Genomic DNA, 25,070 nt, shown 5'->3' on the forward strand with positions numbered 1-25,070 from the left:
ATGCAATTTTCCGTATATCAGGAAAGCCAGATCGGCGGGCGCAAGGTCAACCAGGACCGCATGGGCTACAGCTTTACGCGCGACGCGCTCTTGCTGGTGCTGGCCGACGGCATGGGCGGCCATTTGCGCGGCGAAGTGGCGGCCTCGATTTTCATGCAGGCGATGTCGAACCTGTTCCAGAAAAACGCGACGCCGTATGTCAAAAAGCCGGAGCGCTTTCTCGAAGAAGCGTTCATGGAAGCGCACCACGAAATTCACCGCTACCGCGCCGCCAACAATTTACCCGACACGCCGCGCACCACGGCGGTGGCGTGCCTGATCCAGCACAATATCGCCACCTGGGCCCATTGCGGCGACTCGCGCCTGTACTGGCTGCGGCGCGGCCAGATCCTGGGCCGCACGCGCGACCATTCGCACATCGAGCACCTGATCGACAAAGGCATGGCCGACCCGTCGGAGCGCTCCAGCCATCCGGACCGCAACAAGCTGTACAACTGCATCGGCGCCTCGTCGCTGCCCAAGGTCGATATCGCGCGCCCCGCGAGCCTGCAGTCGGGCGACGTGCTGATGCTGTGCTCGGACGGGCTATGGTCGATGCTGTCGGACGAAGACCTGGTGCACCGCCTGTCGACCCAGACCATCGTGCGCGCCATTCCCGACATGATCGCGACCGCCACCGCGATTGCCGGCGACAAGGGCGATAACGCGACCGCGCTGGCAATCATGTGGCAAGGCTCGCCGGAAGTGGAAACGGCGGTCTCGAGTGCCGACGGCATGGCCACCGTGATCTCGACCATGATGCTGCCCGATAACCTGGTCAGCACCACCATCCAGGCCAATACCGAACCGGAAAACCCGAGCGAAGTGGACGCCTTCAATGACGACGAAATTGAAAAAGCGATTGCCGAGATTCGCGGCGCGATCGAAAAATCCTCCCAGATTATTAAATAATTAAATAAGGCTTTCCATGACGTTTGTTACACGCCCGAGCGGGCGCGCGGTTGACCAGTTGCGCGCAATGCGCATCACGCGCCAGTACACCAAGCATGCCGAGGGTTCGGTGCTGATTGAATGCGGCGACACCAAGGTCATTTGCACGGCCAGCATCGAGGACAAGGTGCCGGGCTTTTTAAAGGGCAAAGGGCAGGGCTGGATGACGGCCGAATACGGCATGCTGCCGCGTTCCACGCACACCCGCATGGACCGCGAGGCGGCGCGCGGCAAGCAGTCGGGCCGCACGCAGGAAATCCAGCGCCTGATCGGCCGCTCGCTGCGCGCCGCGTTTGATTTGAATGCCTTTGGCGAGCGTACCTTGCAGATCGACTGCGACGTGCTGCAGGCAGACGGCGGCACGCGCACCGCGTCCATTACCGGGGCGATGGTGGCAGCCTATGACGCCTTCCATCAACTGGTGCACAAGGGCGCGATCGGCGCGGTGCCGGTCAACAGTTTTGTGGCCGCCATTTCAGTGGGCGTGTATCAGGGCATGCCGGTGCTGGACCTCGATTACATCGAAGACTCGGGCTGCGACACCGACATGAATGTGGTGATGACCGATGCCGGCCATTTTATTGAAGTACAGGGAACGGCCGAAGGCGCGGCATTCGATCGCGCCGGCATGAACCGCTTGCTCGATTTGGCGCAGGGTGGCATCGCGGACATTATCAAGTTGCAGAAGCAGGCGCTGGGTATTTAAGCGCAACCGTACTCCACTACCTCGGAAGGCTGCCTTGAAATTTCCCTATTCTTTTTCCTTGCCGCCAGAGCCGCCGCAGCCGAAAGCGGATGCCGCGCTTGTTGAGCATGCCTACAGCGAATTCCGGCTAAATTTACCGGCTCACTGGCTGCAAGCGCCCACGTCCGAAAAGAATGCCTGCAATTTTCACTCGGAGCAGGACAAGGCGACGATTACCGTCAGTGCCGATCTGTATGAGATTGCCGAAGCGAAGGCGCCAGCCCTTGCCGAACACTGCCTCGACAGTCGGCACGCGGCGCTGACCAAAGTTAGTACCGGTGTCACGGTACTGAACCGCAGTATCAAGGCCTTCTCCGGCGGCGGCGCCCTGGAAATGCATCTCAGCGCGCAATTGCCGGACAAGCAAGTGTATCTTTACCTCGGCTACGTTACATCGCGCAAGATATTCAATTTCACGCTGGTGTGTGAGCCGGGCAATGACGCCGCGGCAGCATTGTTCAAGCAGATCATGGGGAATTTGCGGGTTTTGATTCCCTGATATTGCTTAGTAGCCAAAACAATTTTCTTCACTTTTGCAACAGGCCACTGCTATTGCGGGGCCGTGCTGGCGCGGCCTTTCCCGGCGCCAACTTTTGGAAGCGAACCACGATGCGTCAGTCGATCATCTCCTTGTTCATCATGTCGCTGCTGTGCGGCAGTGCTGCGGCGCAAACGGCGTGGCGCCAGCAAGCCAGTGGCACCACAGCCTCGTTGCGTGGCCTGTCGGTCGTCAGCGACAAAGTGGCGTGGGCCAGCGGTACGCAAGGCACGGTGCTGCGCACCGTCGATGGCGTGCGCTGGCAAGTGATCAATGTCGCCAATGCAGAGAAACTTGATTTCCGCGACCTCCACGCGTTCGACGAGAAGAACGCGGTCATCATGAGTGCCGGCCCCGGCGACGCCTCGCGCATCTACCGCACCTCGGACGGCGGCGCCTCATGGCACTTGCAGGCAACGAACCAGTATGCCGAAGGCTTCTGGGATGCGATGAGTTTCTGGGATGCGAACAATGGCATTCTGTTCGGCGATCCGGTCAAAGGCAAGTTCCAGGTGCTCGTCACAGCCGACGGCGGTGCAAACTGGAACGAAGTACGCGGCAGCGGCCTGGAAGCATTGGAAGCCGAGGGCGCGTTTGCCGCCAGCGGCACCTGCCTGACGGTCGCCGGCAAAGGCGACGTGTGGATCGGCAGCGGCGGGGCGAAGACATCGCGCGTGTTCCATTCGTCCGACCGCGGCGCGACGTGGCAGGCCGCGACAGTAGCGATTCCGGCTGGTGCGCCGACCAAGGGTGTGTTCTCGCTGGGCTTTCTAAATCCGCGCACCGGCATGGCCGTGGGCGGCGATTACAAGGAAACGAAGCTGGCAACGCTGAACGGCGTGCGCACCGAGGATGGTGGCACGACATGGGCGCCGGCGGCGATCTTGCCGGAAGGCTTCATGTCGGTCGTGATGCCCGTGCCGGGCGCGCCCAACAGCTTCGTGGCGGCCGGGTTGGCCGGATCGGGTTTTTCGCGCGATGGCGGCAAGAGCTGGAAAGTGCTCGATCTTACCGCAGTCAACACGGTTGGATTTGCTTCGCCGACAGCCGGGTGGGCGATCGGGCCGAAAGGCTTGGTGTTGCAGTATACGGGGCCTGCGCTAACCCAATAATTTTCAAGGTACGGATCGATGCCGTCGACCCTTCCGATACGAGACTTCACCCCGTCTGGGCCCTTTGAGGTGGTCCGACTGCAGAATCTGCTTGCGATGTTAGCGGCGAGTTGACCTTGGAACGATGATCGTCAAGCCCGCGACTGCTCTTCTGTCACGGCGTTCTCATTCCCAGTTTCGCCAAGCATCTGCTGCCAGTCTTCCGACCATTTCAGTAAAGGCATCATTGCCTGCAGCAAGCTCACCCCGGCCGGGCTCAGGGAATATCCGCCCGACGCTGCCGTTTCAACGATGCTGGTGTCGCGCAATTCGTGCAGGCGCTGGTTGAGGACCGTGGGCGACATCGCGTCGCAGCGTTCGCGCAATTGTCGAAACGTCAGCGGAGCGCCGCGCAACTCCCAAATGATGCGCATTGCCCAGCGCCGTCCCAGCAGGTCCAGCAAGGCCATGATGGGACGCCCGGTGTGGGAGCCGCGTACCGGTTGGCCTGGTTTTGGAACACTCATCAATTCTCCTGTTGCTACATATTGCGTAGCGTCGTGCTACACTATTCGTAGCATTTCTGATTATATCAGTCGTATCCCTACAGGAGAATCCCATGGCCGCCGCCAGAATCGCCCCGCTCGACGCACCCTTTGAAGCTGCCATCGCCGACACGTTCGCCCGCTACTTGCCGCCTGGCCTGGAGCCGCTCAAGTTGTTTCGTACGCAGGCAAACAATCCGCGCGTGTTGCAACGCATGTTCGCGGGCAATCTGCTGGACAAGGGTTCCATTGATCAACGCACTCGCGAGCTGGTCATCCTTAGAACATGCGCCCGCTGCGGATCGGAATATGAATAGGGCGTGCATGTTGCCTTGTTCTCTAAAGCCGCGGCGTTGAGCCCGGCCGACGTGGCGGCAACGCTGGCGAACGCGCCGGCGGGCAGCGGCTTGCCGGCGCACGAAGCGCTGTTGCTACTGGCCGTGGACGAGCTGCATGACACGTCAACGATCTCGGATGGGCTATGGGATCAATTGGCTGAGCATTATTCTTCAGCGCAGATTTTGGAACTGATTGCCCTGGTTGGCAACTATCACGCGGTCTTATTCATGACCAACGCGACCAGGGTGGAACTGGAAGCATTTGCTCCCCGTTTCGCCGGCGAGCAAGCCACCAGTCCTGCGCCATAGGGTGGTGCAAAAGGGGCGAATCAGAGGGTGAGCGTCACGCTTTTGAATGCTTGATCGCGCTGCGGCGTGTCCTTGACGTGCTTGCCGCCGTCGTCGCTCAGGATCTGCAGCGAACTGGTGCCGGGAATGGCGAATATGGCTTCGGGGCGCAGCGTGGCGAAGTCGGCGTGCGCCACTGCAACAGGCTGGTCGCTTGCGTCGCCCGACCAGCGGTAAAGCGCAAAACGGCCCCGGTCTGCCGGGGCGCCGGCCACGATGACGTAGGTGTCCGCCACCAGATCAATGCTGCGAATGGCCAGGCCGTCCAGGTCCAGTTCGATCGCTTCGCCGAACACGGCTGCTGCGCCGTCGATGATCTGCGCTGGATTGAGCAGCGGGATGATCAGCGCCATGCCGCGCGGAGCGGGATTGCGCAGGCCAATCAGTACGCCTCCTTGCAAGGTGGCGGCCAGGCCTTCGATGTTGAACGCACTGTCCGCTTCCGGCGAAAGGCCAGAAGCCTGGGCAAACGCATAGCGCTGCAGATGGGGCGCGGCGACCAGGTCGGCCAGCAAGCCGGCGTAGGGCTGTCCCATCGGTACCACGACGCCGTTGCGCAATTGCGTGGCAAAGAACCGGTGCCTGCCTTCCTGGTGATTGCCTTTTTTGTTGCGCCCGTGCGACGAAATCCAGTAGATGCGCTCGCCAATTGTCGCTGCGCCTTCGAGGTCCGATTCCTGATCTTTTTTAGTGCCCAGGAACGGGGAGAGATCGACTTCGGCCACGGGGCGGGCCACGCCGCGCCGGTAAACCAGGAGTTCGTTGCGCTCGTCATTGGCCACGACGAAGAGATCGGTGCCAAGCGCCGCCGCGGCGGAAGCGTCGCACATGCCGTAATAAACAAATGCATCCTCGAATGGGGAGTGCGCGGAAAAAATCGGTGGCGGCGGGGTGGGCAAAGGACTGTTCATCCACAGATGATACTGATTTTTCGGATGCCGGTGCGCCTGCTTCCCGGGCCGCAGGGCGCGTTACGAACATACATCCAGACAATGCCTTGCCTGGTTTATCGCTGGCCGGCGCCCGTTAGGGCTTAAAATGTCGGCTGCCTTATCGCCACCAGAGAACGCCACATGACCCAACGCCTGATCCTCGCTTCCAACAATGCGGGAAAACTGAAGGAATTCAGCGAACTTCTCAGCCCTATCGGCTTTACCCTGCATCCGCAAGGCGAGTTCGACGTGCCTGAAGCGGACGAGCCGTTTGCCACCTTTGTCGAGAACGCGCTGGAAAAGGCGCGCCATGCGTCGCGCTTGACGGGCCTGCCGGCGCTGGCCGACGATAGCGGCGTGTGCGTCAATGCCTTCGGCGGTAAGCCGGGCGTCTGGTCGGCGCGCTTCGCCGGCGAGCCCAAGTCCGACGCGCGCAACAATGCCAAGGTCATTGCCGATCTTGAGGTGCATGCCGACAAGTCGGCTTATTACTATTGCGTGCTGGTCTATGTGCGCCACGCGGACGACCCGCAGCCGGTGATCGCGGACGGCCGCTGGGACGGTGAAATTACGCCGCTGGCGCGGGGAACGAATGGCTTCGGCTACGATCCGCATTTTTTCATTCCGTCGCTGGGCAAGTGTGTGGCGCAATTGTCGCCGGCGGAAAAAAATGCCTTGTCGCACCGCGGCCAAGCCTTGCGCGCACTTGTTGAAAAGCTGAAATGATTCCCATCAAAGTCATCAGCGGGGAGCCCCAGCCGGCACCGCGTTCGCCAGCCGCCAGTGCCTTGCAGTACCTGCAGCCGGGCGCGCTGAACCTGTCGGCGCTGCCGCCGCTGTCGCTGTACATTCATTTTCCATGGTGCGTGCGCAAGTGCCCGTATTGCGACTTCAATTCGCACGAAGCGAAGGGCGCGTTTCCCGAAGAGGAATACCTGGACGCCGTGCGGCTCGATTTGGAGCAGTCGCTGCCGCTGATCTGGGGCCGCAAGATTTACACGATCTTTATTGGGGGAGGCACGCCCAGCTTGATGTCGGCCAAGGGACTGGACCGCTTGATGTCGGATGTGCGCACCTTACTGCCGCTCGACGGCGCGTGCGAAGTGACGATGGAAGCCAATCCCGGAACCTTTGAGGCTGAAAAATTCAAGTCCTTTCGCGCCAGCGGCATCAATCGCCTGTCAATCGGCATTCAGAGTTTTAACCCGCGCCACTTGATGGCGTTGGGACGCATTCACGACGACAATGAAGCGCGGCGCGCCGTCGAGATTGCGCACGCCAACTTCGACAATTTCAACCTGGACTTGATGTATGCGCTGCCGTCGCAAACGCTGGGCGAAGCCAAGCAAGACCTGGAGACGGCTTTGTCGTTCGCGCCGCCGCACTTGTCGCTCTACCACTTGACGATGGAGCCCAATACACTGTTTGCCAAGTATCCGCCGTCCTTGCCGGACGACGACGCCAGTGCGGACATGCAGGACATGATCGCCAGCGAAACCCGCGTGGCCGGCTTCGAGCAGTATGAGGTATCGGCGTATGCGCAGCCCGGACGGCGCGCGCGGCACAACCTGAATTATTGGGAATTCGGTGATTACCTGGGCATTGGCGCCGGGGCGCATTCCAAGATTTCATTTCCGCACAGGGTGTTGCGCCAGGCGCGGTTCAAGCAGCCAAAGGCCTACATGGAGGCGGCGCGCGCGGGCAATCCGGTGCAGGAGGAGCATGAGATCGGGCGCGACGACATGGGCTTTGAATTCATGCTCAATACGCTGCGCCTGACGGGCGGATTTTCGCCCAACCTGTTTGGCGAGCGTACGGGAATGGGCATCAATGCAGTCGACAAGACGCTTAATGAGGCCGAGGCGAAAGGCTTGCTGTACCGGGACCACCGAATGATCCGGCCAACCGAATTGGGGTTGCGCTTTTTGAACGACTTGCAGCAAATGTTTTTAAGCGAGTAGTTGTTGAACTTGCAGGCAATGGCTGACGAACCTTCCACATCGCCCTCCCGTACGCGGCTTGCAGAAGGGGCGACGGTGCAGCAGCAGCACATCGTCCTCGCGCATGCGGGGACCCAAGGAACGGTTCAACAGAGCAACGGTTCCATGGGTCCCCGCGCGAGGACGATGTAGCCGGAGCTTTGTTCGCGCGATGAAGGGGAAGCTTGGTTCGCGCGATGTAGGGGAAGCTTTGCTTGCGGTGTCGGACAGCCCAATGATATCAACACCTTTTACATGCGAACCGGCGCCGCAATCCCCTCGATCACTTTCGCCAACCCTTCCACCACCCGCGCCATGCTCGGGTAATCGAGCTTGTCCCGTGTGTCGTCGGCCGTGTGATAGTAGGGATAGCGCAGGAAAGCCGTGTCGGTAATCATGATGGCCGGGTAGCCATGACGGTTATAGGAAGTATGGTCGGACCACGTCACGCCCTCCACATACGATGCCGCCGCCAACCCCTCGGCCGGGAATGGGGACGCGGCCTTAAACGCGGCCAAGGCCTTGCGCACCAGTTCCGACGACGCTTGCGTCCCCACAAAAGCAATAAAATTGCCCGTGTTTGGGTAGCGATTTTCCAGTCCCGGCGGATAGCGCTGGCTGCCCCCGGCCTGCGAATAATAGCCGACGGTTTCCAATATCAGCGCCGCCGCCACCGGCTGGCCGCGCGCGCGTAAATCGCTGGCGTGCTGCCAGCTGCCCATGCCGCGGCCGCCAAAGTAGGGAGGTTCCTCGTTGACGAAAAATACGAACTTCAATTCCGTGCCCTGGCTGAGGTGGATGCCCTTGAGCATGCGCGCCAGTTCGAGCACGGCGGCCGTGCCGCTGCCGCTGCCATTGTCGTTGGCGCCAGGCGCGCCGGGCGCCGAGTCGTAATGCGCACCGATGATGAAGATGCGGTCCGGCGCCTTGCGCCCGGCACTGTTGATGAGGGACACTTCAAGGTTGCGCACCGTCTGGCCGTTATAGCCGTATTGCTGGCGCCTGACGTTGTAGCCCAGCGCGGCGAGGGTGGTTTCGATATAGGTGGCGGCGTCTTCGAGCGCGGCTGGTTTGCCGGTGTTGTGTTCGACCGTGGCGACCCGACCCACATGGTGGGCGAGCCGCGCGTCCAGCGATGGCGGGGTGGGTGCGGCCGCCATGGTGGCGATCACTAGCACGGCCAGGATAAAGATTAATTTGATGAAATGGGGTGGCATGAACAGTCCTCGTTGAAGGATAGGACTGCTGCGCCAGCGATTAGTTCAGGGCGGCGAGGGCGAAGCCGCCCGCGCCGCCGGTGCTTATTGCGTCCCCGTCCAGCCCCCACCAAGGACGCGATACAGCGTGACCTGGTTTTGCAAGCGCGCCAAATTGGCCTGCACCGCCGCCTGTTGCGCGCTGAACAGCGAACGCTGCGCATCGAGCAAGTCCAGATAGCTGGCGGCGCCGCTGCGATAGCGCAAGTCCGACAGATTGAAACGCTCCTGCTCGGCCTCGGCCACCGAACGCTGCGCGCGCAATTGTTCGCCGTAGGTCGCTTGCCCGGCCAGCGCATCGGCGACTTCCCGAAATGCCGACTGGATCGTCTTTTCGTATTGGGCGACGGCGATGTCACGCCCCGCGCGCGCGCTGCCGAGGTTGGCCTGGTTGCGGCCATAATCGAAAATCGGCAACACCATTTGCGGCGCGAACGACCAGCCGAACGAGCCGCTCTTGAACAAGCCGCTCAGCTCGCCGCTGGCGCTGCCCGCGCTGCCCGTCAGCGAAATGCGCGGGAAAAACGCGGCGCGCGCGGCGCCGATATTGGCGTTGGCGGCAATCAGTTGCTGCTCGGCGGCGCGAATGTCGGGCCGCACGGTTAGCAAGTCGGACGGCAATCCGGACGGCAATTCGCTCAGTGCCGTTGCCGCCAGCGTGTTGCCGGGCGCGGGGTTGGCGGGCAAGGTTTGTCCGATTAGCAGCGTGAGTAAATTGAGGTCTTGCGCGCGCTGGCGTTGTTGCTGGGCCAGCGTGACGCGGGCGCTGTCGACCAGCGACAAGCCCTGCTGCAAGTCCAGCTTGGACACCACGCCATTGTCGTACTTGAGCTGGATCAGGCGCAGCGATTCGCCGCGCGCTTCCAGCGTCTTTTGCGTCAGGGCCAGCAATTCGTCGTCGGCCAGCGTGGCCAGGTAAGCGTTGGCGACCGAGGCAATCAGGCTGATGTGGGTGGCCTTGCGTGCTTCTTCGGTGGCAAGAAACTGCGCCAGCGCTGCATTGTTCAGGCTGCGAACGCGCCCGAACAAGTCGAGCTCGAAGGAGCTGACGGCGAACCCCGCGCTGTAGTTGCTGGTGGTACTGTCATTTGGACCGGGCGCGCGGCTGCCCGACACCCCCAGGCCGACCGAGGGCAGCAGATCGGCGCGACGAATCTGGAACTGGGCGCGCGCCTGTTCGATGTTGAGGATGGCCACGCGCAAGTCGCGGTTATTCGTCAACGCCAGACCAATCAATTGCTTCAGGCGCGCATCGGCAAAAAAACCTTGCCACGCGATCGAGTCCGCCGCCTGGCTGGACGCAGCGCCGGCGATGGGGAAGCTGGGTGCAACGAGTGCGGCGGGGCGCTGGTACTTGGGCGCGAGCGACATGCAGCCGGTCAGGGCCAGGGCCAGCGCCAGCGGCGCGGCGGTGAGAACAGAGCGCTTAACCATGATTGACCTCGACAGCAGGAGCGGCGGCTTCTTCGTGCGCATATTTCTTGCGCTGGCGCTCGCTTCCCTTAAACAATTTGCGTACCAGTACGAAGAACACCGGTACAAAGAAGATGCCCAGGGCGGTGGCCGTGACCATGCCGCCCATCACCCCGGTACCGATGGCGCGCTGGCTGGCCGATCCGGCGCCGCTGGCCACGACCAGCGGCAATACGCCGAGGATAAAGGCAAACGAGGTCATCAGGATCGGACGGAAGCGCAGGTGGCACGCTTCGATCACGGCTTCGGCGGCGGACTTGCCTTGCGCCTGCAAGTCCTTGGCAAATTCAATGATCAGCACGGCGTTCTTGGCGCCCAGGCCAATGATGGTAATTAAGCCCACCTTGAAGTAAATGTCATTGGAAAACCCGCGGCTGCTGGCCGCCAGCAGCGCGCCCAAAACGCCCAGCGGCACCACCATCAGCACCGAGACCGGGATCGACCAGCTTTCATACAGCGCCGCGAGCGACAGGAACACGGCCAGCAAGGCAAAGCCGAGCAAGATGAAGACAGTCGAGCCGGACAGTTTCTCTTCGCGCGACTGGCCGGTCCATTCGAAAGCAAAACCGGGCGGCAACTGCGCCGCCAGGCGTTCCATTTCAACCAGCGCGTCGCCGGTACTGCGCCCTTTGGCGGCGTCGCCGGCAATGCGCATGGTCGGGTAGCCGTTGTAGCGCACCGTCTGCATGGGGCCGGTAATCCAGCGCGTGGTGGCAAAGGCCGACAAGGGCACCTGCTGCCCACGCGTATTGACGGCGCTCAGCTTGAGCAAGTCTTCAGGCTGCATGCGGTTCGGCGCGTCGGCCTGGACCACCACGCGCTGCAAGCGGCCGGCGTTCGGGAAGTCATTGATGTAGCTCGATCCGAGCGAGGTCGAAATGGCGGCATTGACGGCGTCAAACGACACGCCCAGCGCATTGGCCTTGTCGCGGTCGATATCGAGCTGCACTTGCGGCGCGTCTTCCAGTCCTTCCGGACGCACGCCTGCCAGCACGGCGCTTTGCGACGCCATGCCGAGCAATTGATTGCGAGCAGCCAACAGGGCGTCATGACCTAAGCCGCCGCGGTCTTGCAGGCGGAAAGAAAAGCCGGTGCTGCTGCCCAGTTCGGGAATTGGCGGCGGGCTGATCGCGAAGATGAAGGCGTCGCGCACGGTCGACATGCGTCCGGAAATGCGCCCGGCAATGTCTTGTGCGCTGTGGCCGGCGCCATTGCGCTCTTTCCAGTTCTTGAGCGTAATAAATCCCAGCGCCATATTCTGGCCGGAACCGGAAAAGCTGAAGCCTTGCACGCCCACCATGCTGGCCACTTCAGGCTGCTTGAGGATGAAGTCTTCCGCTTCGCGCAGCGCCTTGCCGGTGCGCTCGAGCGTGGCGCCCGGCGGCAGCTGGAAGTTGGCGATGATGTAGCCCTGGTCTTCGGCCGGCAGGAAAGCGTTCGGCATGCGCACGAACAGCAAGCCCACGACCGCAATCACGGCCACGAACACGATCATTGCGCGCCCCGTGTGGCGCAGTGTCTTGGCAACAAAACCTTCGTAGTTCTTGGCCGTTTTGGTAAAGCCGCGGTTGAACCACCCAAATAAACCGGTCTTGGCATGATGGTGGCCCGCTTCAACCGGCTTGAGGAAGTGCGCGCACAGGGCGGGGGTGAGCGAGAGCGCCATAAAGGCCGAGAACAGGATCGACGACACCATGACGGCCGAGAACTGGCGATAGATGTTGCCTACTGCACCGCCAAAAAACGCCAGCGGCACGAACACGGAAATGAGCACCACGGTCACGCCGATGATGGCGCCGGAAATCTGGCCCATTGCTTTACGCGTGGCTTCCAGCGGCGACAAGCCTTCTTCGCTCATGATGCGCTCGACGTTCTCGACGACAACGATGGCGTCATCGACGACGATGCCGATCACCAGCACCATGCCGAACATGGTCAGCACATTGATGGAAAAGCCGAGCGCAAGCAGCGTGGCCAGCGAACCGAGCAGGGCAACCGGCACCACGATGGTGGGAATCAAGGTGTAGCGGAAATTTTGCAAGAACAAGTACATGACCAGGAACACCAGGATCACCGCTTCGATCAGCGTTTCTACCACTTGGCGGATCGAAATATCCACAAAAGCGGAGCTGTCGAAGGGGACCGCGTAGGTCATGCCGGTCGGGAAGTACTTGGACAATTGGGTCATGCGCTCACGCACCAGCTTGGCTGTTTCCAGGGCGTTGCCGGACGGCGCGAGCTGGATGCCGATGCCGGTCGAGGGCTTGCCGTTCAGGCGCGCGGACGTGGCGTAGCTCTGGCCGCCGATTTCAATGCGGGCTACGTCCTTCAGGCGCACGGTCGAGCCGTCCGGATTGGCGCGCAGTACGATATTGCCGAATTGTTCGACATTGCTCAGCTGGCCCGTGACCACGACGGTAGCCGTAATCAATTGCCCGCCCACGTTAGGCAAGTCGCCGATGGTGCCGGACGAGACTTGCGCATTTTGCTGGCGGATTGCATTGTTGACGTCGGTTGGCGACAGGTTGAAGCCGACCAGCTTGGCCGGATCGATCCACACGCGCATGGCGCGCTCGGTGCCGAACAATTGCGCCTGGCCGACGCCGGGAATGCGCTGGATTTCCGGCAACACGGTGCGCGACGCATAGTCGCCCAGCGCGATCGGATCCCATTTCGGGTCGTCCGACGACAGGATGGTAAACATCAGGAAGTTCGAGCGCGCCTTGTCTACGCGCACGCCCTGCTGCACCACGGCCTGCGGCAGGCGCGGGGTGGCGCGCGCCAGCCGGTTTTGCACGTCCACCTGGGCCAGGTCGGGATTGGTGCCGGTCTGGAAGCTGAGCGTAATGGTGCCGGTGCCGTTGGCCTGGCTGTTCGATTCCATGTAGATCAAGCCGGGCGAACCGTTCATTTCGCGTTCGATGACGCTGATGACGGAGTCTTCCAGCGTTTGTGCGGACGCGCCCGGGTAGGCGGCATTGATGACGATTGCCGGTGGTGCAACAGCCGGATACTGCGCAATAGGCAATTGCGTGATTGCCACGGCGCCCATCACCATGATGAACAGCGCGATCACCCACGCAAAGATGGGGCGTTCAATAAAAAAGCGAGCCATGGAGAAGTCCTGTCTTTATTTGGTGGCGGCGGCAGGGGCGGCGGCAGCGGCAGGGGCAGCGGCAGGGGCGGTCGCGGTCCACGGCACCGGCTTGACCGTCATGTTGGGCGCCTGCATTTTCTGGAAGCCGTCGACGACGACCAGTTCGCCTTCCTTGATGCCGTCGAGAACGACCCAGTTGCTTCCCTGCTGGGTAGAAATCTTGATCGGGCGCGGGCCGGGTTTGCCGTCGGGACCGACGATGATGACGGTGTCGCCCTGGGTACCGCGGGTCACGGCTTGTTGCGGCACCAGCATGGCGGCCGGCAAGGACGATTGCGCAATGCGGGCCCGTACGTACTGGCCCGGCAACAAGGTGCCATCACTGTTCGGTACCTCGGCGCGCAGCGTGACCTGGCCCGAGGTCGGATCGACGCTGACGTCGGAAAACAGCAGCTTGCCCTTTTGCGGCAATTCGGAACCGTCGTCAAGCATGATGGTGACCGGGGTGGTGCCGCCGGCAAGGGACTTTTGGCCGGAAGCTTTGCGCAAACGCTGCAGTTCCGAGGCCGACTGGGTGAAGTTGACGTAGACGGTGCTGGTTTGCTGGATCAGTGCGAGCTGGGTGGCTTCAGCGGCCGAGACGAGCGCGCCTTCGGTCACCAGCGCGCGCCCGATGCGCCCGGCAATAGGCGCCGTCACGTTGGCGTAGCCGGCATTGATGTGCGCAATCTGCACTTGCGCGCGCGCGGCGGCCACATCGGCTTCGGCCGTTTTTTGCGCCGCGACCACGTTCACGTACTCTTGCTTGCTGACGGCATTGGCCTCGACCAGCGGCTTGTAGCGCGCGGCCTGGGCCGCCGCCTGGGTCAGGTTGGCCTGGGACTTGCCGAGGTTGGCGCGCGCGCTGTTGAGCGCAGCGGCGTACGGCCCCGGGTCGATCTGGAACAACGACTGGCCGGCCTTGACTTCGCTGCCTTCGGTAAACAAGCGCTTGAGCACCACGCCGTTGACGCGGGCGCGCACCTGGGCAACGCGCACCGGCTCCACGCGGCCGGGCAACTCCGTCTGCAGCACCACCGCTTGCAGCTTGGCCGTGACGACGCCTACTTCCGGGGGTGGCTTGGGGCCGCCTGGGCCGCCTGGCCCGGGGGCGCCAGCAGTCTTGTCGCCGCAGGCGGAAAGGAGCAGCAGCGCGGCGAGCGTGGTGGCGGCGATCCGCTTGACGGTCGGGGGCGGGGTCGGAGTCGGAGGCGGAATGAGGAGGGAAGCGTGGCGCATTACGTGGACATCCTTTTGATTGATAATAGCGATTAGTTGTATTTACGGCACAGCAATTTGACGGCGTGATTCAACTAAACACTGCTTTATATGATTCGTAATATACTATCACGAATGTATGTTTATTGTTTTCGGTGCCTAAAGTTTGGAGAAGTAATGGTTCGCAAGACGAAAGAGGACGCGCTGGCAACGCGCCGCAGCATCCTCGAGGCTGCTGCGGCGCTATTTGCCGAGCGCGGCGTATCGGGTACCACGTTGCAGCATATCGCAACTGCGGCGGGCGTGACGCGAGGGGCGATTTACTGGCATTTCGAGGACAAGGGCGCGATGTTCAACGCCATGATGGAATGCGCGTCCATGCCGCTCGAATCGGCCATGCAGCTGCTCGATCAGCCCAACAGCAGCGACCCGTTGGGCGACCTGCGCGAGTATGCCGAGCGGGTTTTCCGTTTGACAGTGGAAGACCCGAAAGCGCGCCGCACGTTTGAAATCGCCACGTTGAAGCTGGAATATACCGATGAGATGACGGTGGTGCGCGAACGGCGCTCGCTCAACCAGGCCGACTGGATCCGGCGCGCCGAAAGCCGGGTGCGGATCGGGATCAAGAAGGGGCAGGTCAAGCCGGACGCCAGGCCGAATGCGGTGGCGCTGGGGCTGTGGGTGCTGGTGGAAGGCTTGATCAGGAATTGGCTGATCGGTCCGCCGTTTGATTTGGTGAAGCTGGGTGGGGAGATTGTGGGGACGCACCTGGACGGCTTGCGGGTGTGAGGGAATACGGGAGAGTGCGCTACATGGGTCTCAGGAACGCGGGAGTGTGCGTGGCACCACCTCGTTCTCAGGAACGCCGGAGAATGCATGCCGCCATTTCGTCCTTGCGGACGAGGATATTGCACACAATCGCGACATTTGCCGATCTGAAAACCTATACCACATGGTCCTCCCAAAGAGGGTGGAGTAAAACGCGTTGAGATTAGTCGGCGCGACAGAAATTGCGAAGTTTGCGCGCTCGAAAACGAGAACAACATCGTACTCGCGCAGGCGGGTACCCATAGAACGGATGCTAATAGTTCTGTTCGAGTCAATGAGTTACAGTGACCAGCTCGTGTAAATGAAACTGTGACTCGTCGGTTCTATGGGTCCCCGCGTGCGCGAGGACGATGTGGATTGCTCGCTCAGTGTGTACCCGTCACCGCATCCCGGCAATAATTTGCTTGAGCTTACCGGAATCGGCACAGAAGGCCCGAATGCCTTCGGCCAGCTTCTCGGTGGCCATGGCGTCTTCATTCATCATGAAGCGGAAGGTTTTCTCATCCAGCGCCACTTCCTTGATCGACGCCGCGTCTGCATCATTGCTGAGCTTGCGCTCGACCGTACCTTCGGTCTCCGCCAGTTTTTGCAGCAAGTCCGGGCTGATGGTCAGCAAGTCGCAGCCGGCCAATTCCAGAATCTGCGACGTATTGCGAAAACTTGCACCCATCACTTCGGTCTGGTAGCCGAACTTGCGGTAGTAAGCGTAAATCCGCTTGACCGACTGCACGCCCGGGTCTTCCGCGCCCATGTAATCGATGCCAGTCGACTTTTTGTAGTAATCATAGATGCGGCCAACAAATGGCGAGATCAGCTGCGCACCTGCTTCGGCGCAGGCAATTGCCTGCGGCAATGCAAACAGCAAGGTCATGTTGCAGCGGATGCCCTCGTTCTGCAAAATTTCCGCAGCGCGAATGCCTTCCCAGGTGGAAGCGATCTTGATCAGCACGCGTTCGCGTCCCGCGCCGGCAGCCTCGTACAGCGCGATCAGCTCGCGCCCCTTGGCGACAGTGGCCTCGGTATCGAACGACAAGGCCGCGTCCACCTCGGTCGAGACGCGCCCCGGAATGATCTTCAAAATTTCCATGCCAAAAGCGACCAGCACGCGGTCGATCACGTCGTCAATCGACATGCCGGGATACTCCTTGACGGCATGGTCGAGCAAGTGCTTGTATTCAGGCTTTTGCACCGCTTTCAGAATCAGCGACGGATTGGTCGTCGCGTCCTGCGGCGTGAACTGTTTGATGGATTGGAAGTCGCCCGTGTCGGCAACGACGGTGGTGAATTGCTTAAGTTGTTCGAGCTGGTTCATGTGCGCGCTAGTGTCCTGAGTTGGAAGTTCGTTGATTATAAATGTTCCGAAATCGCTATGAGGCAAGGAACAAAAGCGGAGCAAGGCCGGGGCCTTGCGAGCATTTTTGACGCAGCATCGTGGGGATTGTCGGAATATTTATACAACGAACTTCCGACTCGGGACACTTGGTAGGTGACAGGATGGGAAATAAGGTCAGGAAAACCATTGTACTCTCGGCGCGCCCCCGCGCATGTCAGCCGAAGTCGGTCGCGTTGATAAAGGCGTCCACCAGCGACTCAAGGCCGGCCTGGTCTTCTTCGCTGAAGCGGTTGAGCAGCGGGCTGTCGATGTCGAACACGCCCAGCAGCGTGCCATCCTTGATGAGGGGGATGACAATTTCGGCGTTCGATGCCGAATCGCAGGCAATGTGCCCGGGAAAAGCGTGCACGTCGGGCACCAGCTGGGTCTTGCGCTGCTGCGCGGCCGCACCGCACACGCCGCGTCCGAACGGGATGCGCGCGCACGCCAGCTTGCCCTGGAACGGGCCAACCAGCAAGTCCTGGCCTTCGCCCTTTTTGCTGGGCTTGGCCAGGTAAAAACCTGCCCAGTTCAGTTCGGCGATGGTGTCGTAGATGAAGGCAGAAAATTGCGCGGCGTTGGCGACCAGGTCGCGCTCGCCGTCGAGAATGCTCTCGACCTGGCGGCGCAGCAGTGCGTAATCGGGTTTCAGTGCAGCGGCGGGAGTGATATACATGGCGTGAGCAGTAAAGTAGCGAGACCGCTATTTTACAAGCACGCTAGTCTAGCCGATGAAGGAATCGAACTGCATGTCGAATTCCTGCAGCGCTTTTTGGGCGTTCTGCATTTTTTTCCTGAATTCGGGGCCGCGTTGCAAGGCCAGGCCGACCGCCAGCACGTCAATGACAACCAGGTAGGCCAGGCGCGCCGAAATGGGCGTGTACGGGTCGGTGTTAAAAACCAGGTCGATGGGAATGAGGACCGTCGCCAAATCGGCCAGCGGCGTGCCCGATGGCGCCAGCACGATCACGTCGGCCCCGCCACGCCGCGCCAGCTTGACCGAGCGGACCAGCGCCGGGCTGTTGCCGCGCTGGGAAATGGCCACCACCGCGTCGCCGCTGTGCAGCAGGGCGGCGGCAATACTGTGGATGTTCGGGTCGGCATAGGCCACCGTCGGCACGCCCGAGCGAAAGAACTTGTGCTGGGCGTCGGCGGCGACAATGCCCGACGTGCCCTGTCCGTAAAACTCGATCTTGTTCGCGCGCGACAAAATGTCGAGCGCGCGCTGCACCGCTTCCGGATTCAAGTTGTTGCGCAAGTCGAGCAAGGTGTTGATCGAGCGGCTGCAAATCTTGTTGACCAGGTCCGAAGCCAGGTCGTCCTGCGCCGGCTGCTCGTTCACCCCGGGCATGGCCAGCGCCAGCCCTTGCGCCAGTTTCAGCTTGAATTCGTGCCAGCCGTCGTAGCCCAGCGTGCGGCAAAAGCGCACCACGGTCGGCTCGGACACTTGCGCGCTTTTGGCCAGCGCGGTGATGTTCTGGCTGACCGTGGCGCCGGGATGGTCAAGCACCGCCTGCGCGACTTTTTTCTCCGACTTGGAGAGCGAGTCGAGCTGGGTGCGGATCGAGTCGAGCAGCACGGGTTCAGTCTTCCGGCAAGGCTTCTTCGCGCCACTGCAGGCCGTCGCGGCCGATCAGTGCGCTGGCCGCGGCAGGGCCCCAGGTACCGGCCGAATACGGAATCGGCACGCTGTCGTCTTCTTCCCAATGGTCCAGGATCGGCTCAACCCATTCCCACGCCGCTTCCAGTTCGTCGCCCCGCATGAACAGCGTCAGCTGCCCGCGCAGCACGTCGAGCAGCAAGCGCTCGTACGCATCCATGCGCGGCGTCTTGAACTGCTCGCGGAAGTCGAGTTCGAGTTCGGCTTGCTTCAAGCGCATGCTGTCGCCCGGCGTTTTGGCCATCAGGTTCAGCGACAAGCCTTCGTCCGGCTGCAGGCGGATTACCAGGCTGTTGGGCTGAAAGCTGCTGGTGGGCTGATTGAAAATCGAGTGCGGGATCTGCTTGAAGCGCACCACGATTTCGGCCAGGCTGTCGGCCATGCGTTTGCCGGTGCGCAGGTAGAACGGCACGCCCGCCCAGCGCCAGGTGTCAATTTCTGCCTTGATGGCGACGAACGTTTCGGTGCTCGACTTTTGCGGCGCATCGGGCTCTTCGCGGTAGCTCGGCACGGCCTTGCCATCCACATGGCCGGCGCGATACTGGCCGCGCACGATGTTTTGCGCCAGCGTGGTCGGGGTGAAGCGCTTGAGTGAACGCAGTACCTGCAGCTTGGCGTCGCGCACGGCGTCGGGCGAAATGGACGTGGGCGGCTCCATGGCCACGATGCACAGTAGCTGCAGCAGGTGGTTTTGCAGCATGTCGCGCAGCGCGCCGGACGTGTCGTAGTAACCCATGCGGTTGCCCACGCCGATTTTTTCGGCGATCGTGATCTGCACGTCGGAAATCCATTCGCGGCGCCACAGCGGCTCGAACAGAATGTTCCCGAAGCGCAGAGCCAGCAAGTTCTGCACGGTTTCCTTGCCCAGGTAATGGTCGATCCGGTAGATCTGCGATTCGGCAAACACTTTGCCGACTTCAAGATTGATCTGCTTGGCCGATGCGAGGTCGCGCCCCAGCGGCTTTTCAAGCACCACGCGCGAATTGGGCGTGGCCAGGCCGGCGCTGTCGAGGTTGTCGCAAATTTGCGCGAACAAGTGGGGCGGGGTGGCCAGGTAATACACGCGCGTGACGGCGTCGTCCTTGCGCAGCGCTTCGACCAGCGGGCCATAGGTGGCCGGGTCGGTCGCGTTCAGCGACACATAGACGATGCGCTGGATGAACTTGGCCCAGCCGTTGGCATTCGGCGCGGTCTTGATGTGCGGCTTGGATGTGCTCTCGACGGTGGACAGGAATTCTTCCTGCGACCAGTCGTGGCGGCCCACGCAGATGATGCGGGCGCTGGCCGGCAAGTCGTTGGCGACGTCGCGCGCGAACATCGCGGGCAGCAGTTTGCGCATCGACAGGTCGCCGCTGCCGCCAAAAAGAACGAGGTCGAAATCGGTAAGGGCCATGGTAAGTTCTCGCAATAGTTGGGTGCTGGAGTAATGTAAATTTACTACATAAATGAAGCGTTTGCAAGTAATTTTACTACGAAAGCTGTCCTCGCGGCGCTGTGGCGGCTTGCATCCGCCCTACAAAAACAGGGGCAGACGGAGGGTGAAGGTGGTGCCCTGGTTCTTGCCGGCGCTGGCCGCGGTCAGTGTACCGTCGTGCAGTTCGACGATGCGCCGCGCGATGTACAGGCCCAGTCCGAGGCCGGTGGTGTTGCCCTCCCGCTGCAGCGTGAAGGCGCCAAACACGTGCGCCAGGTCGCGCGCGGCGATGCCCTGGCCATTGTCGGTCACGTCGATCTCGACGTGACCATTGCTTTGCACCAACCTGATCTGGATCGCGCCGCCCGGCGGCGTGAACTTGATCGCATTGAGCAGCAAATTCCACAGCACTTGCTGCAGGCGGTGGGTGTCGGCGTACACCACAATGCTGTCGCCTTGGTCGGACGGCGCCACGCTGAAGGCGATCGCTTTTTCATGCGCCTGCACTTCGATGGTCGATACCGCGTCGCGCACGATGCCCCCGAGCGAGGCGCGCGTGCGGTTGACCGACATTTGCCCGGTCAAGGTGCGCGCCGCGTCGATCAGGTCGTCGATCATGCCCGCTTCCTGGCGTACGTGCACGCGCATGGCCAGCAGCGCGCTTTCAACCGGCTTGGGCAAATCCTTGACGGTCTTGAGCAGCACTTCGACCCGCATCGACAGGGCCGACAGGGGCGTGCGCATTTCGTGCGAGACGGTGGCCAGGAACAGGTCGCGGGTGCGGCTGACGCGATTGAGTTCCTCGATCGTTTCGCGCTGGCGGTCGGTGGTGTTCACCAGCGTTTGCAGCAGCGCCGTGTAGGCCGCCACGCGCGTTTGAGACCGGCGGCTCAAGGCGCACCTTGTTCCACAGCGCCTGCCCCGACACGCCCGCCTGGGCGCCGATCTGTTCGCACTCGATGGGCGAACTGAAGTCGCCAAAGCTCCAGCCGTACACCAGCACACCGTATACCTGGCCGAAGTGCGTGAGGGGCATGGCGCACACCCGCATGCCGTGCAGGACGGCACCGGCCGGCGCGCGCACCAGGCGCCGCTCGAGCGCCGTGCCGGCGCCGTCCTCGTGCCACAGGGAGCCGGTAGCAAGCAGCTGCGCGCTGCGCGACGCCGTCAGCGGGCCAATCCGGCGCGCGCCGTCCATGTCGTAGGCCGACACCGTCAGTCCGGTGGCCTGCGCAAATTGGTCGAGCGGCTGGCGCCAGCTGTCCCAGTCGTGTCCCTTATCCTCGGGCAGCGCGACGCTGATCACGACGACGCTGCAGTCGGCAGCTCGACCGATTCCGGCATCTTGTCGCCATGCGCGACCGCTTCGTCGATCAGGGGACTCTGGCGTGACGGGGAGCGCGACAGCAAGCCGTAGTAGGACGAAAACGGCAGCTGCGGCACCACGCCGGCCGGGTCGGCATGGCCGGCGTTCTCGTCGAGCAGCAGCAGGCCGCCTTCGCCGATCACGTATTCGCGCGTAATCTGCCGGTTGCGGCTGCCGCGCACCCTGGGAATGGTGATCGCGCGCCTCAGTACGGTCGAAATCTCGACGTAATTGAGCAAGATGATGTTGTCGACCAGGTGCGAGCCCTTGAGCTCCTGGCTGATCTGCGACAGGCCCAACAGCTCCGGGCTTTCATAGTTCGTGAAGATCGTCGCCAGGCGGTCCTTAAAAAAAGTTGCCACCGCGTACAGGTAGTCGGCCACTTCGGCCGGGCTGGTCATCTCGTACACCGCGCACGAGTCAAACACCACGCAGTCGATGCCTTCCTGCTCGACCAGCTTGATGACGCGGTCGAAGTGCACGTCCAGTTCCAGTTCGAGCGGCGACTCGTAATGGATGAACAGCTCGCCGCGCGCGAGCATGCCTTCGAGGTCGAAGCCGAGCGAGGCGGCGTTGCGCATCAGCTGACGCGGGTGCTCGTCGAGGCTGACCAGAAGCGTCTTGTGGCCGGCCTTGATGCAAGCGTCCAGGAACTGCACGCTGAGCACCGTCTTGCCGGTGCCGGATATGCCGCTCAGCATGGTGACCGATCCCTTGTACAAGCCGCCGTCCATCATCTCGTCGATCGGCGCTGAACCGATCGACACGCGCTCGTTCGAGGTGGGCTGGTCGGGCGAGTTGAGCGGGCGCGACTGAGCGCGGCGGTACACGTGGATGCCCTTGCCGCCTTCGATGCGCATGGTGTGGCTGCCGCCGATGAAGTCCTGGCCGCGCGACTTGAGTACCGTCAGGCGGCGCTGCACGCGCCGGTTCTGTTCCTGGCGCGTGAGCGAGATGATGGTGTCGAACACAAAGCGCTCGTGGGCCGGCACGGTGCCCAGCGTTTCGTCGCGCTCGGCCGTCATGAGCGTGGTCACGCCCAGCCGGTTGATGCCTTCGATGAGCAGGTGCAGGTCTTCGCGAAACGGCAGCTCGTGCACCTCGGCGTACAGGCGCAGCGGGGTCAGGCCGTCGATCAGCAGGCGCTTGGCGCCTATCGCGCGCAGCAGCTTGGCGGCATCGAGTTCGAACGAGACGATCGCGCCCGGCTCGTTGTACAGCGCGGCCCCGGCATGGATGAAGCCGAGGCCAAGGGTGGTCTTGCTGGCGCCGGGCGCGCCTTCAACCAGCAGGTTATTCTGGCGCGGCAGGCCGCCGCGCAGTACTTCATCCAACCCGGTGATACCCGTCTTGACCAGCGTGTCCACATCATTCCTTTGAAGTAGCAAGCTTAAATTTGCATTGGAAGTTTAGCAGTTTTGTTTGTTCGCTCGCGTACGTAAGGGTTGTAGATTGGCAACGGTTGGTGGCATTCGCGGTGCGGTTGCGGGCAGCATGGAAGCACGCATCCCACAAGGAGCCTTACTTGGCGAGATGTGTCGATGCTGCGGGCGTTGCCGATGTCAGCTTGCTCAGCGGGCGGCAATAAATTCCGCCAGCGCCGCCTCGGTCAGCGGCCGGCTGTACAAATACCCCTGGTATTCGCTGCAGCCGGCACAGGCAATGAAGGCCAGCTGTTCAGGCGTCTCCACCCCTTCAGCGAGCACCGTCAGCCTGAGCGCCTTGCCCAGCGCCAGGATGGTGTGGGCAATGGCCGCGCCTTGCTGGCCGCCGAGTGCGTCGCGCACAAAACTCTTGTCGATCTTGAGCTGGCTGAGCGGCAGGCGGTGCAAATACGACAGCGACGAGTAACCGGTACCGAAATCGTCCAGCGAAAAGCGCACTCCAGCCAGCTTGAGCTGGTCCATCTTGGCGATGGTGCCTTCAACGTCGTTGACCAACAGGCTCTCGGTCAGCTCCAGCTTGAGGCGCTCGGGCGGCGCGCCGGTGGCGGCCAGCACGTCGAGCACCTGGGCGACAAAATCGGGCCGGTGCAGCTGGTGGGCGCTGACGTTGACCGCCATCGTCAGGTGGGCGCTGGCGGGCGCGCCGGCCCAGCGCGCCAGCAGTTCGCACGCGGTGCGCATCACCCACTGGCCCAGCGGCAGGATCAAGCCGCTTTCTTCGGCCGGCGCAATAAAGTCGTTGGGCGGCACCATTCCGCGCGTGGGGTGGTTCCAGCGCACCAGCGCCTCGACCCCCGTCATGCGTCCGTCCACTTCGGCCAGCGGCTGGTAGTGCAGCAGAAAGTGGCCCGACGAGAGGCCTTGGCGCAGGTCCGCCTCAAGCGCCACGCGGTCGTGCAGGCGCGACTGCAGCTCGGGCGAATACAGCGCGTAGGCGTTGCGCCCGGCGCCCTTGGCCTGGTACATGGCAAGGTCAGCGCGCTGCAGCAAGGTGTCCAGGCTAACCGCCTCGCCGTCGAACAGGGTGACGCCGATGCTGGCGGTACTGTACTGGTCAATGCCGGCGATCTCGAAGCCACCGTTAAAGCACCCGAGCAGCGCGCCGGCGGCGGCTGTGGCGCGCTGCTGCGCCAACTCGCGCTCGGCGCCCAGGTCGTCGAGCAGGATCACGAATTCGTCGCCGCCAAAGCGGGCCACGATATCGGCCGTGCCGACCGCCGCGCACACGCGCTGCGCGACCATCTGCAGCAGCAGGTCGCCCTTGTCGTGCCCGCGCGTGTCGTTGATGCTCTTGAAGTTGTCCAGGTCGATAATCAACAGGGCCCGGTAGCGCCCTGCGGCGTGGTTGGCGGCGATCGCTTGCTCGACATGCGTGACCAGCAGTTCGCGGTTGGGCAGGCCGGTGAGCTTGTCGAAGTAGGCCAGCGTGTGGATTTTCGCTTCGCTCGCCTTGCGCTCGCTGATATCGAGGATGTAGACGGCCAGGCCTTCCTCGGACGGATAGGCGCGGATTTCGGTCCACAGCTTGAGCGGAGCGTAGTGTTCGACAAAGGCGACCGAGCAGTTCTCGCGCATGGCGCGGTGGTATTGAATGAAGTAGGGACCGTCCACCGCCTCCGGGAAGCGGTCCCAGATGTTCATGCCCAGCACTTCCTCGCGCGTGCATTGCAACAGCCGTTCAGCGGTACCGTTGATGAACGTGAAGCGCCATTCGCGGTCGAGCATGACGACGGCGTCGGTGATGCTCTCGAGCGTCGTGGTCAGGCGCGTGGCAAGAATGCGGCGGTCGCTGTCGGCGTGTTTGGCCTCGGTGATGTCCTGGAACCCACCCTGCACGCGGGTGACCGCGCCCTCGGCGCCAGAGACGGCTTCCGCCGTTATCCGTACCCATTTTCGTACGCCGCTTGCGCTGATGACCTGCATCTCTTCGTCAAAACCAATGCCATCGTTGGCGCAGCCGTCAAACAATTGTCTGGCACGCGCGCGCCACTCGGGCGGGTGGTAGGCGATCGCCTCAGCCACGGTGGGCGAGGCGCCATGCGGGACCTCGAGGATATCGCACACTTCGTTGGACCAGAACATTCGGTCGCTCAGCAAATCCACAATCCAGCCGCCCAGGTGAGCGATGCGCCCGGCGATATGCACCAGCGTCTCATCGGGAAGGCGTGGGCTGGTGCTCATGACGGGTTGCGACGTGACGCGCTCATTGGCAACTCCTCGGGATTGTGCGCTGCTGCAAAACATTGTAGCGCGCAAGGTCGAAAGCGTGGGGTTTGCGCCCAATCCACCCAAGTTAAGACATTTCAACAGTTTTTCTGAGTCATCTTCTTGTGTGGTTTTACGCCGGGCTTCCTGGGCTTCGAACGATTCTCTCGATGGCGATAGGTCTTCCCGGC

At 62.2% G+C, this 25,070-nt stretch carries 23 protein-coding genes; 10 read left to right on the plus strand and 13 right to left on the minus strand.

The window, feature by feature from the left end:
* The 4 genes from ACP7D4_RS24730 to ACP7D4_RS24745 all read left to right on the plus strand — a co-directional run bounded on the left by ACP7D4_RS24730 (window position 1) and on the right by ACP7D4_RS24745 (window position 3,385).
* Complete coding sequence (locus ACP7D4_RS24730) at window positions 1-951, plus strand: PP2C family protein-serine/threonine phosphatase (protein ID WP_426104606.1); 951 nt, start codon at window positions 1-3, stop codon at window positions 949-951.
* Window positions 952-967: 16 nt separating this feature from the next.
* Window positions 968-1,696, plus strand: a complete 729-nt coding sequence (rph, locus tag ACP7D4_RS24735; protein WP_426104605.1) for a ribonuclease PH — start codon at window positions 968-970, stop codon at window positions 1,694-1,696.
* Window positions 1,697-1,730: 34 nt separating this feature from the next.
* Window positions 1,731-2,234 (plus strand): hypothetical protein, encoded by a 504-nt coding sequence (locus ACP7D4_RS24740; protein WP_426211899.1) that lies wholly within the window; start codon window positions 1,731-1,733, stop codon window positions 2,232-2,234.
* Window positions 2,235-2,344: 110 nt separating this feature from the next.
* On the plus strand, window positions 2,345-3,385 hold the full coding sequence (locus ACP7D4_RS24745) for a hypothetical protein (protein ID WP_426104602.1): 1,041 nt from the start codon (window positions 2,345-2,347) through the stop codon (window positions 3,383-3,385).
* Window positions 3,386-3,516: 131 nt separating this feature from the next.
* Here the strand turns inward: ACP7D4_RS24745 and ACP7D4_RS24750 are convergent, their stop codons facing one another.
* Complete coding sequence (locus ACP7D4_RS24750; protein ID WP_426104601.1) at window positions 3,517-3,891, minus strand: winged helix-turn-helix transcriptional regulator; 375 nt, start codon at window positions 3,889-3,891, stop codon at window positions 3,517-3,519.
* Window positions 3,892-3,983: 92 nt separating this feature from the next.
* Here ACP7D4_RS24750 and ACP7D4_RS24755 point away from each other — a divergent pair, with 92 nt between their 5' ends.
* Together ACP7D4_RS24755 and ACP7D4_RS24760 are read left to right on the plus strand one after the other, a co-directional pair.
* Window positions 3,984-4,226 carry a hypothetical protein gene (locus tag ACP7D4_RS24755; protein WP_426104600.1) on the plus strand — a complete coding sequence of 81 codons (243 nt, stop codon included), beginning with the start codon at window positions 3,984-3,986 and terminating at the stop codon, window positions 4,224-4,226.
* Between the two features lie 3 nt (window positions 4,227-4,229).
* Complete coding sequence (locus tag ACP7D4_RS24760; protein WP_426104599.1) at window positions 4,230-4,556, plus strand: hypothetical protein; 327 nt, start codon at window positions 4,230-4,232, stop codon at window positions 4,554-4,556.
* A gap of 20 nt (window positions 4,557-4,576) precedes the next feature.
* Here the strand turns inward: ACP7D4_RS24760 and ACP7D4_RS24765 are convergent, their stop codons facing one another.
* Window positions 4,577-5,506, minus strand: a complete 930-nt coding sequence (locus tag ACP7D4_RS24765; RefSeq protein ID WP_426211901.1) for a DUF3616 domain-containing protein — start codon at window positions 5,504-5,506, stop codon at window positions 4,577-4,579.
* A 162-nt stretch (window positions 5,507-5,668) separates the two neighbouring features.
* Between ACP7D4_RS24765 and rdgB the strand changes: the two genes are divergently transcribed.
* Both rdgB and hemW read left to right on the plus strand, forming a co-directional pair.
* Complete coding sequence (gene rdgB / locus ACP7D4_RS24770) at window positions 5,669-6,253, plus strand: RdgB/HAM1 family non-canonical purine NTP pyrophosphatase (RefSeq protein ID WP_426104596.1); 585 nt, start codon at window positions 5,669-5,671, stop codon at window positions 6,251-6,253.
* Window positions 6,250-7,488 carry a radical SAM family heme chaperone HemW gene (gene hemW, locus ACP7D4_RS24775; RefSeq protein ID WP_426104594.1) on the plus strand — a complete coding sequence of 413 codons (1,239 nt, stop codon included), beginning with the start codon at window positions 6,250-6,252 and terminating at the stop codon, window positions 7,486-7,488. The genes rdgB and hemW overlap by 4 nt, the downstream gene beginning before the upstream one ends.
* A 269-nt stretch (window positions 7,489-7,757) precedes the next feature.
* On the opposite strand, the gene ACP7D4_RS24780 is transcribed toward hemW, so the two are convergent.
* From ACP7D4_RS24780 to ACP7D4_RS24795, 4 genes are all read right to left on the minus strand, one after another.
* A complete protein-coding gene (locus ACP7D4_RS24780) occupies window positions 7,758-8,723 on the minus strand; it encodes a M28 family peptidase (RefSeq protein WP_426211902.1) in 966 nt (321 codons plus the stop codon).
* A gap of 84 nt (window positions 8,724-8,807) precedes the next feature.
* Complete coding sequence (locus ACP7D4_RS24785; protein ID WP_426104591.1) at window positions 8,808-10,196, minus strand: efflux transporter outer membrane subunit; 1,389 nt, start codon at window positions 10,194-10,196, stop codon at window positions 8,808-8,810.
* Window positions 10,189-13,350 carry an efflux RND transporter permease subunit gene (locus tag ACP7D4_RS24790; protein ID WP_426211904.1) on the minus strand — a complete coding sequence of 1,054 codons (3,162 nt, stop codon included), beginning with the start codon at window positions 13,348-13,350 and terminating at the stop codon, window positions 10,189-10,191. Before ACP7D4_RS24790 ends, ACP7D4_RS24785 begins: the two co-directional genes overlap by 8 nt.
* A 15-nt stretch (window positions 13,351-13,365) precedes the next feature.
* Complete coding sequence (locus tag ACP7D4_RS24795; RefSeq protein ID WP_426211905.1) at window positions 13,366-14,610, minus strand: efflux RND transporter periplasmic adaptor subunit; 1,245 nt, start codon at window positions 14,608-14,610, stop codon at window positions 13,366-13,368.
* Between the two features lie 156 nt (window positions 14,611-14,766).
* On the opposite strand from ACP7D4_RS24795, the gene ACP7D4_RS24800 reads away from it, so the two are divergent.
* Window positions 14,767-15,378, plus strand: coding sequence for a TetR family transcriptional regulator (locus ACP7D4_RS24800; protein WP_426104587.1), 612 nt, complete (start codon window positions 14,767-14,769; stop codon window positions 15,376-15,378).
* Between the two features lie 418 nt (window positions 15,379-15,796).
* Here the strand turns inward: ACP7D4_RS24800 and tal are convergent, their stop codons facing one another.
* The 5 genes from tal to ACP7D4_RS24825 all read right to left on the minus strand — a co-directional run bounded on the left by tal (window position 15,797) and on the right by ACP7D4_RS24825 (window position 20,757).
* Entirely contained in the window at window positions 15,797-16,729 is a 933-nt protein-coding gene (gene tal, locus ACP7D4_RS24805) for a transaldolase (RefSeq protein ID WP_426104586.1), read from the minus strand.
* Window positions 16,730-16,964: 235 nt separating this feature from the next.
* Window positions 16,965-17,465 carry a GAF domain-containing protein gene (locus tag ACP7D4_RS24810; protein WP_426104584.1) on the minus strand — a complete coding sequence of 167 codons (501 nt, stop codon included), beginning with the start codon at window positions 17,463-17,465 and terminating at the stop codon, window positions 16,965-16,967.
* A gap of 48 nt (window positions 17,466-17,513) precedes the next feature.
* Window positions 17,514-18,368, minus strand: coding sequence for an SIS domain-containing protein (locus tag ACP7D4_RS24815; protein ID WP_426104582.1), 855 nt, complete (start codon window positions 18,366-18,368; stop codon window positions 17,514-17,516).
* A gap of 4 nt (window positions 18,369-18,372) precedes the next feature.
* On the minus strand, window positions 18,373-19,842 hold the full coding sequence (gene zwf, locus ACP7D4_RS24820; RefSeq protein ID WP_426211907.1) for a glucose-6-phosphate dehydrogenase: 1,470 nt from the start codon (window positions 19,840-19,842) through the stop codon (window positions 18,373-18,375).
* A 120-nt stretch (window positions 19,843-19,962) separates the two neighbouring features.
* Complete coding sequence (locus ACP7D4_RS24825) at window positions 19,963-20,757, minus strand: sensor histidine kinase (protein ID WP_426211909.1); 795 nt, start codon at window positions 20,755-20,757, stop codon at window positions 19,963-19,965.
* Window positions 20,758-20,765: 8 nt separating this feature from the next.
* Here ACP7D4_RS24825 and ACP7D4_RS24830 point away from each other — a divergent pair, with 8 nt between their 5' ends.
* A complete protein-coding gene (locus ACP7D4_RS24830) occupies window positions 20,766-21,068 on the plus strand; it encodes a hypothetical protein (protein ID WP_426211911.1) in 303 nt (100 codons plus the stop codon).
* A gap of 97 nt (window positions 21,069-21,165) precedes the next feature.
* Here the strand turns inward: ACP7D4_RS24830 and ACP7D4_RS24835 are convergent, their stop codons facing one another.
* Both ACP7D4_RS24835 and ACP7D4_RS24840 read right to left on the minus strand, forming a co-directional pair.
* Window positions 21,166-22,596 carry an ATPase domain-containing protein gene (locus tag ACP7D4_RS24835; RefSeq protein WP_426211913.1) on the minus strand — a complete coding sequence of 477 codons (1,431 nt, stop codon included), beginning with the start codon at window positions 22,594-22,596 and terminating at the stop codon, window positions 21,166-21,168.
* A 204-nt stretch (window positions 22,597-22,800) separates the two neighbouring features.
* Window positions 22,801-24,855 carry a putative bifunctional diguanylate cyclase/phosphodiesterase gene (locus tag ACP7D4_RS24840; RefSeq protein WP_426211915.1) on the minus strand — a complete coding sequence of 685 codons (2,055 nt, stop codon included), beginning with the start codon at window positions 24,853-24,855 and terminating at the stop codon, window positions 22,801-22,803.
* Between the last annotated feature and the right edge of the window lie 215 nt (window positions 24,856-25,070).

The organism is Massilia sp. TWP1-3-3 (assembly GCF_049897805.1).
GTDB lineage: Bacteria > Pseudomonadota > Gammaproteobacteria > Burkholderiales > Burkholderiaceae_D > Telluria_A.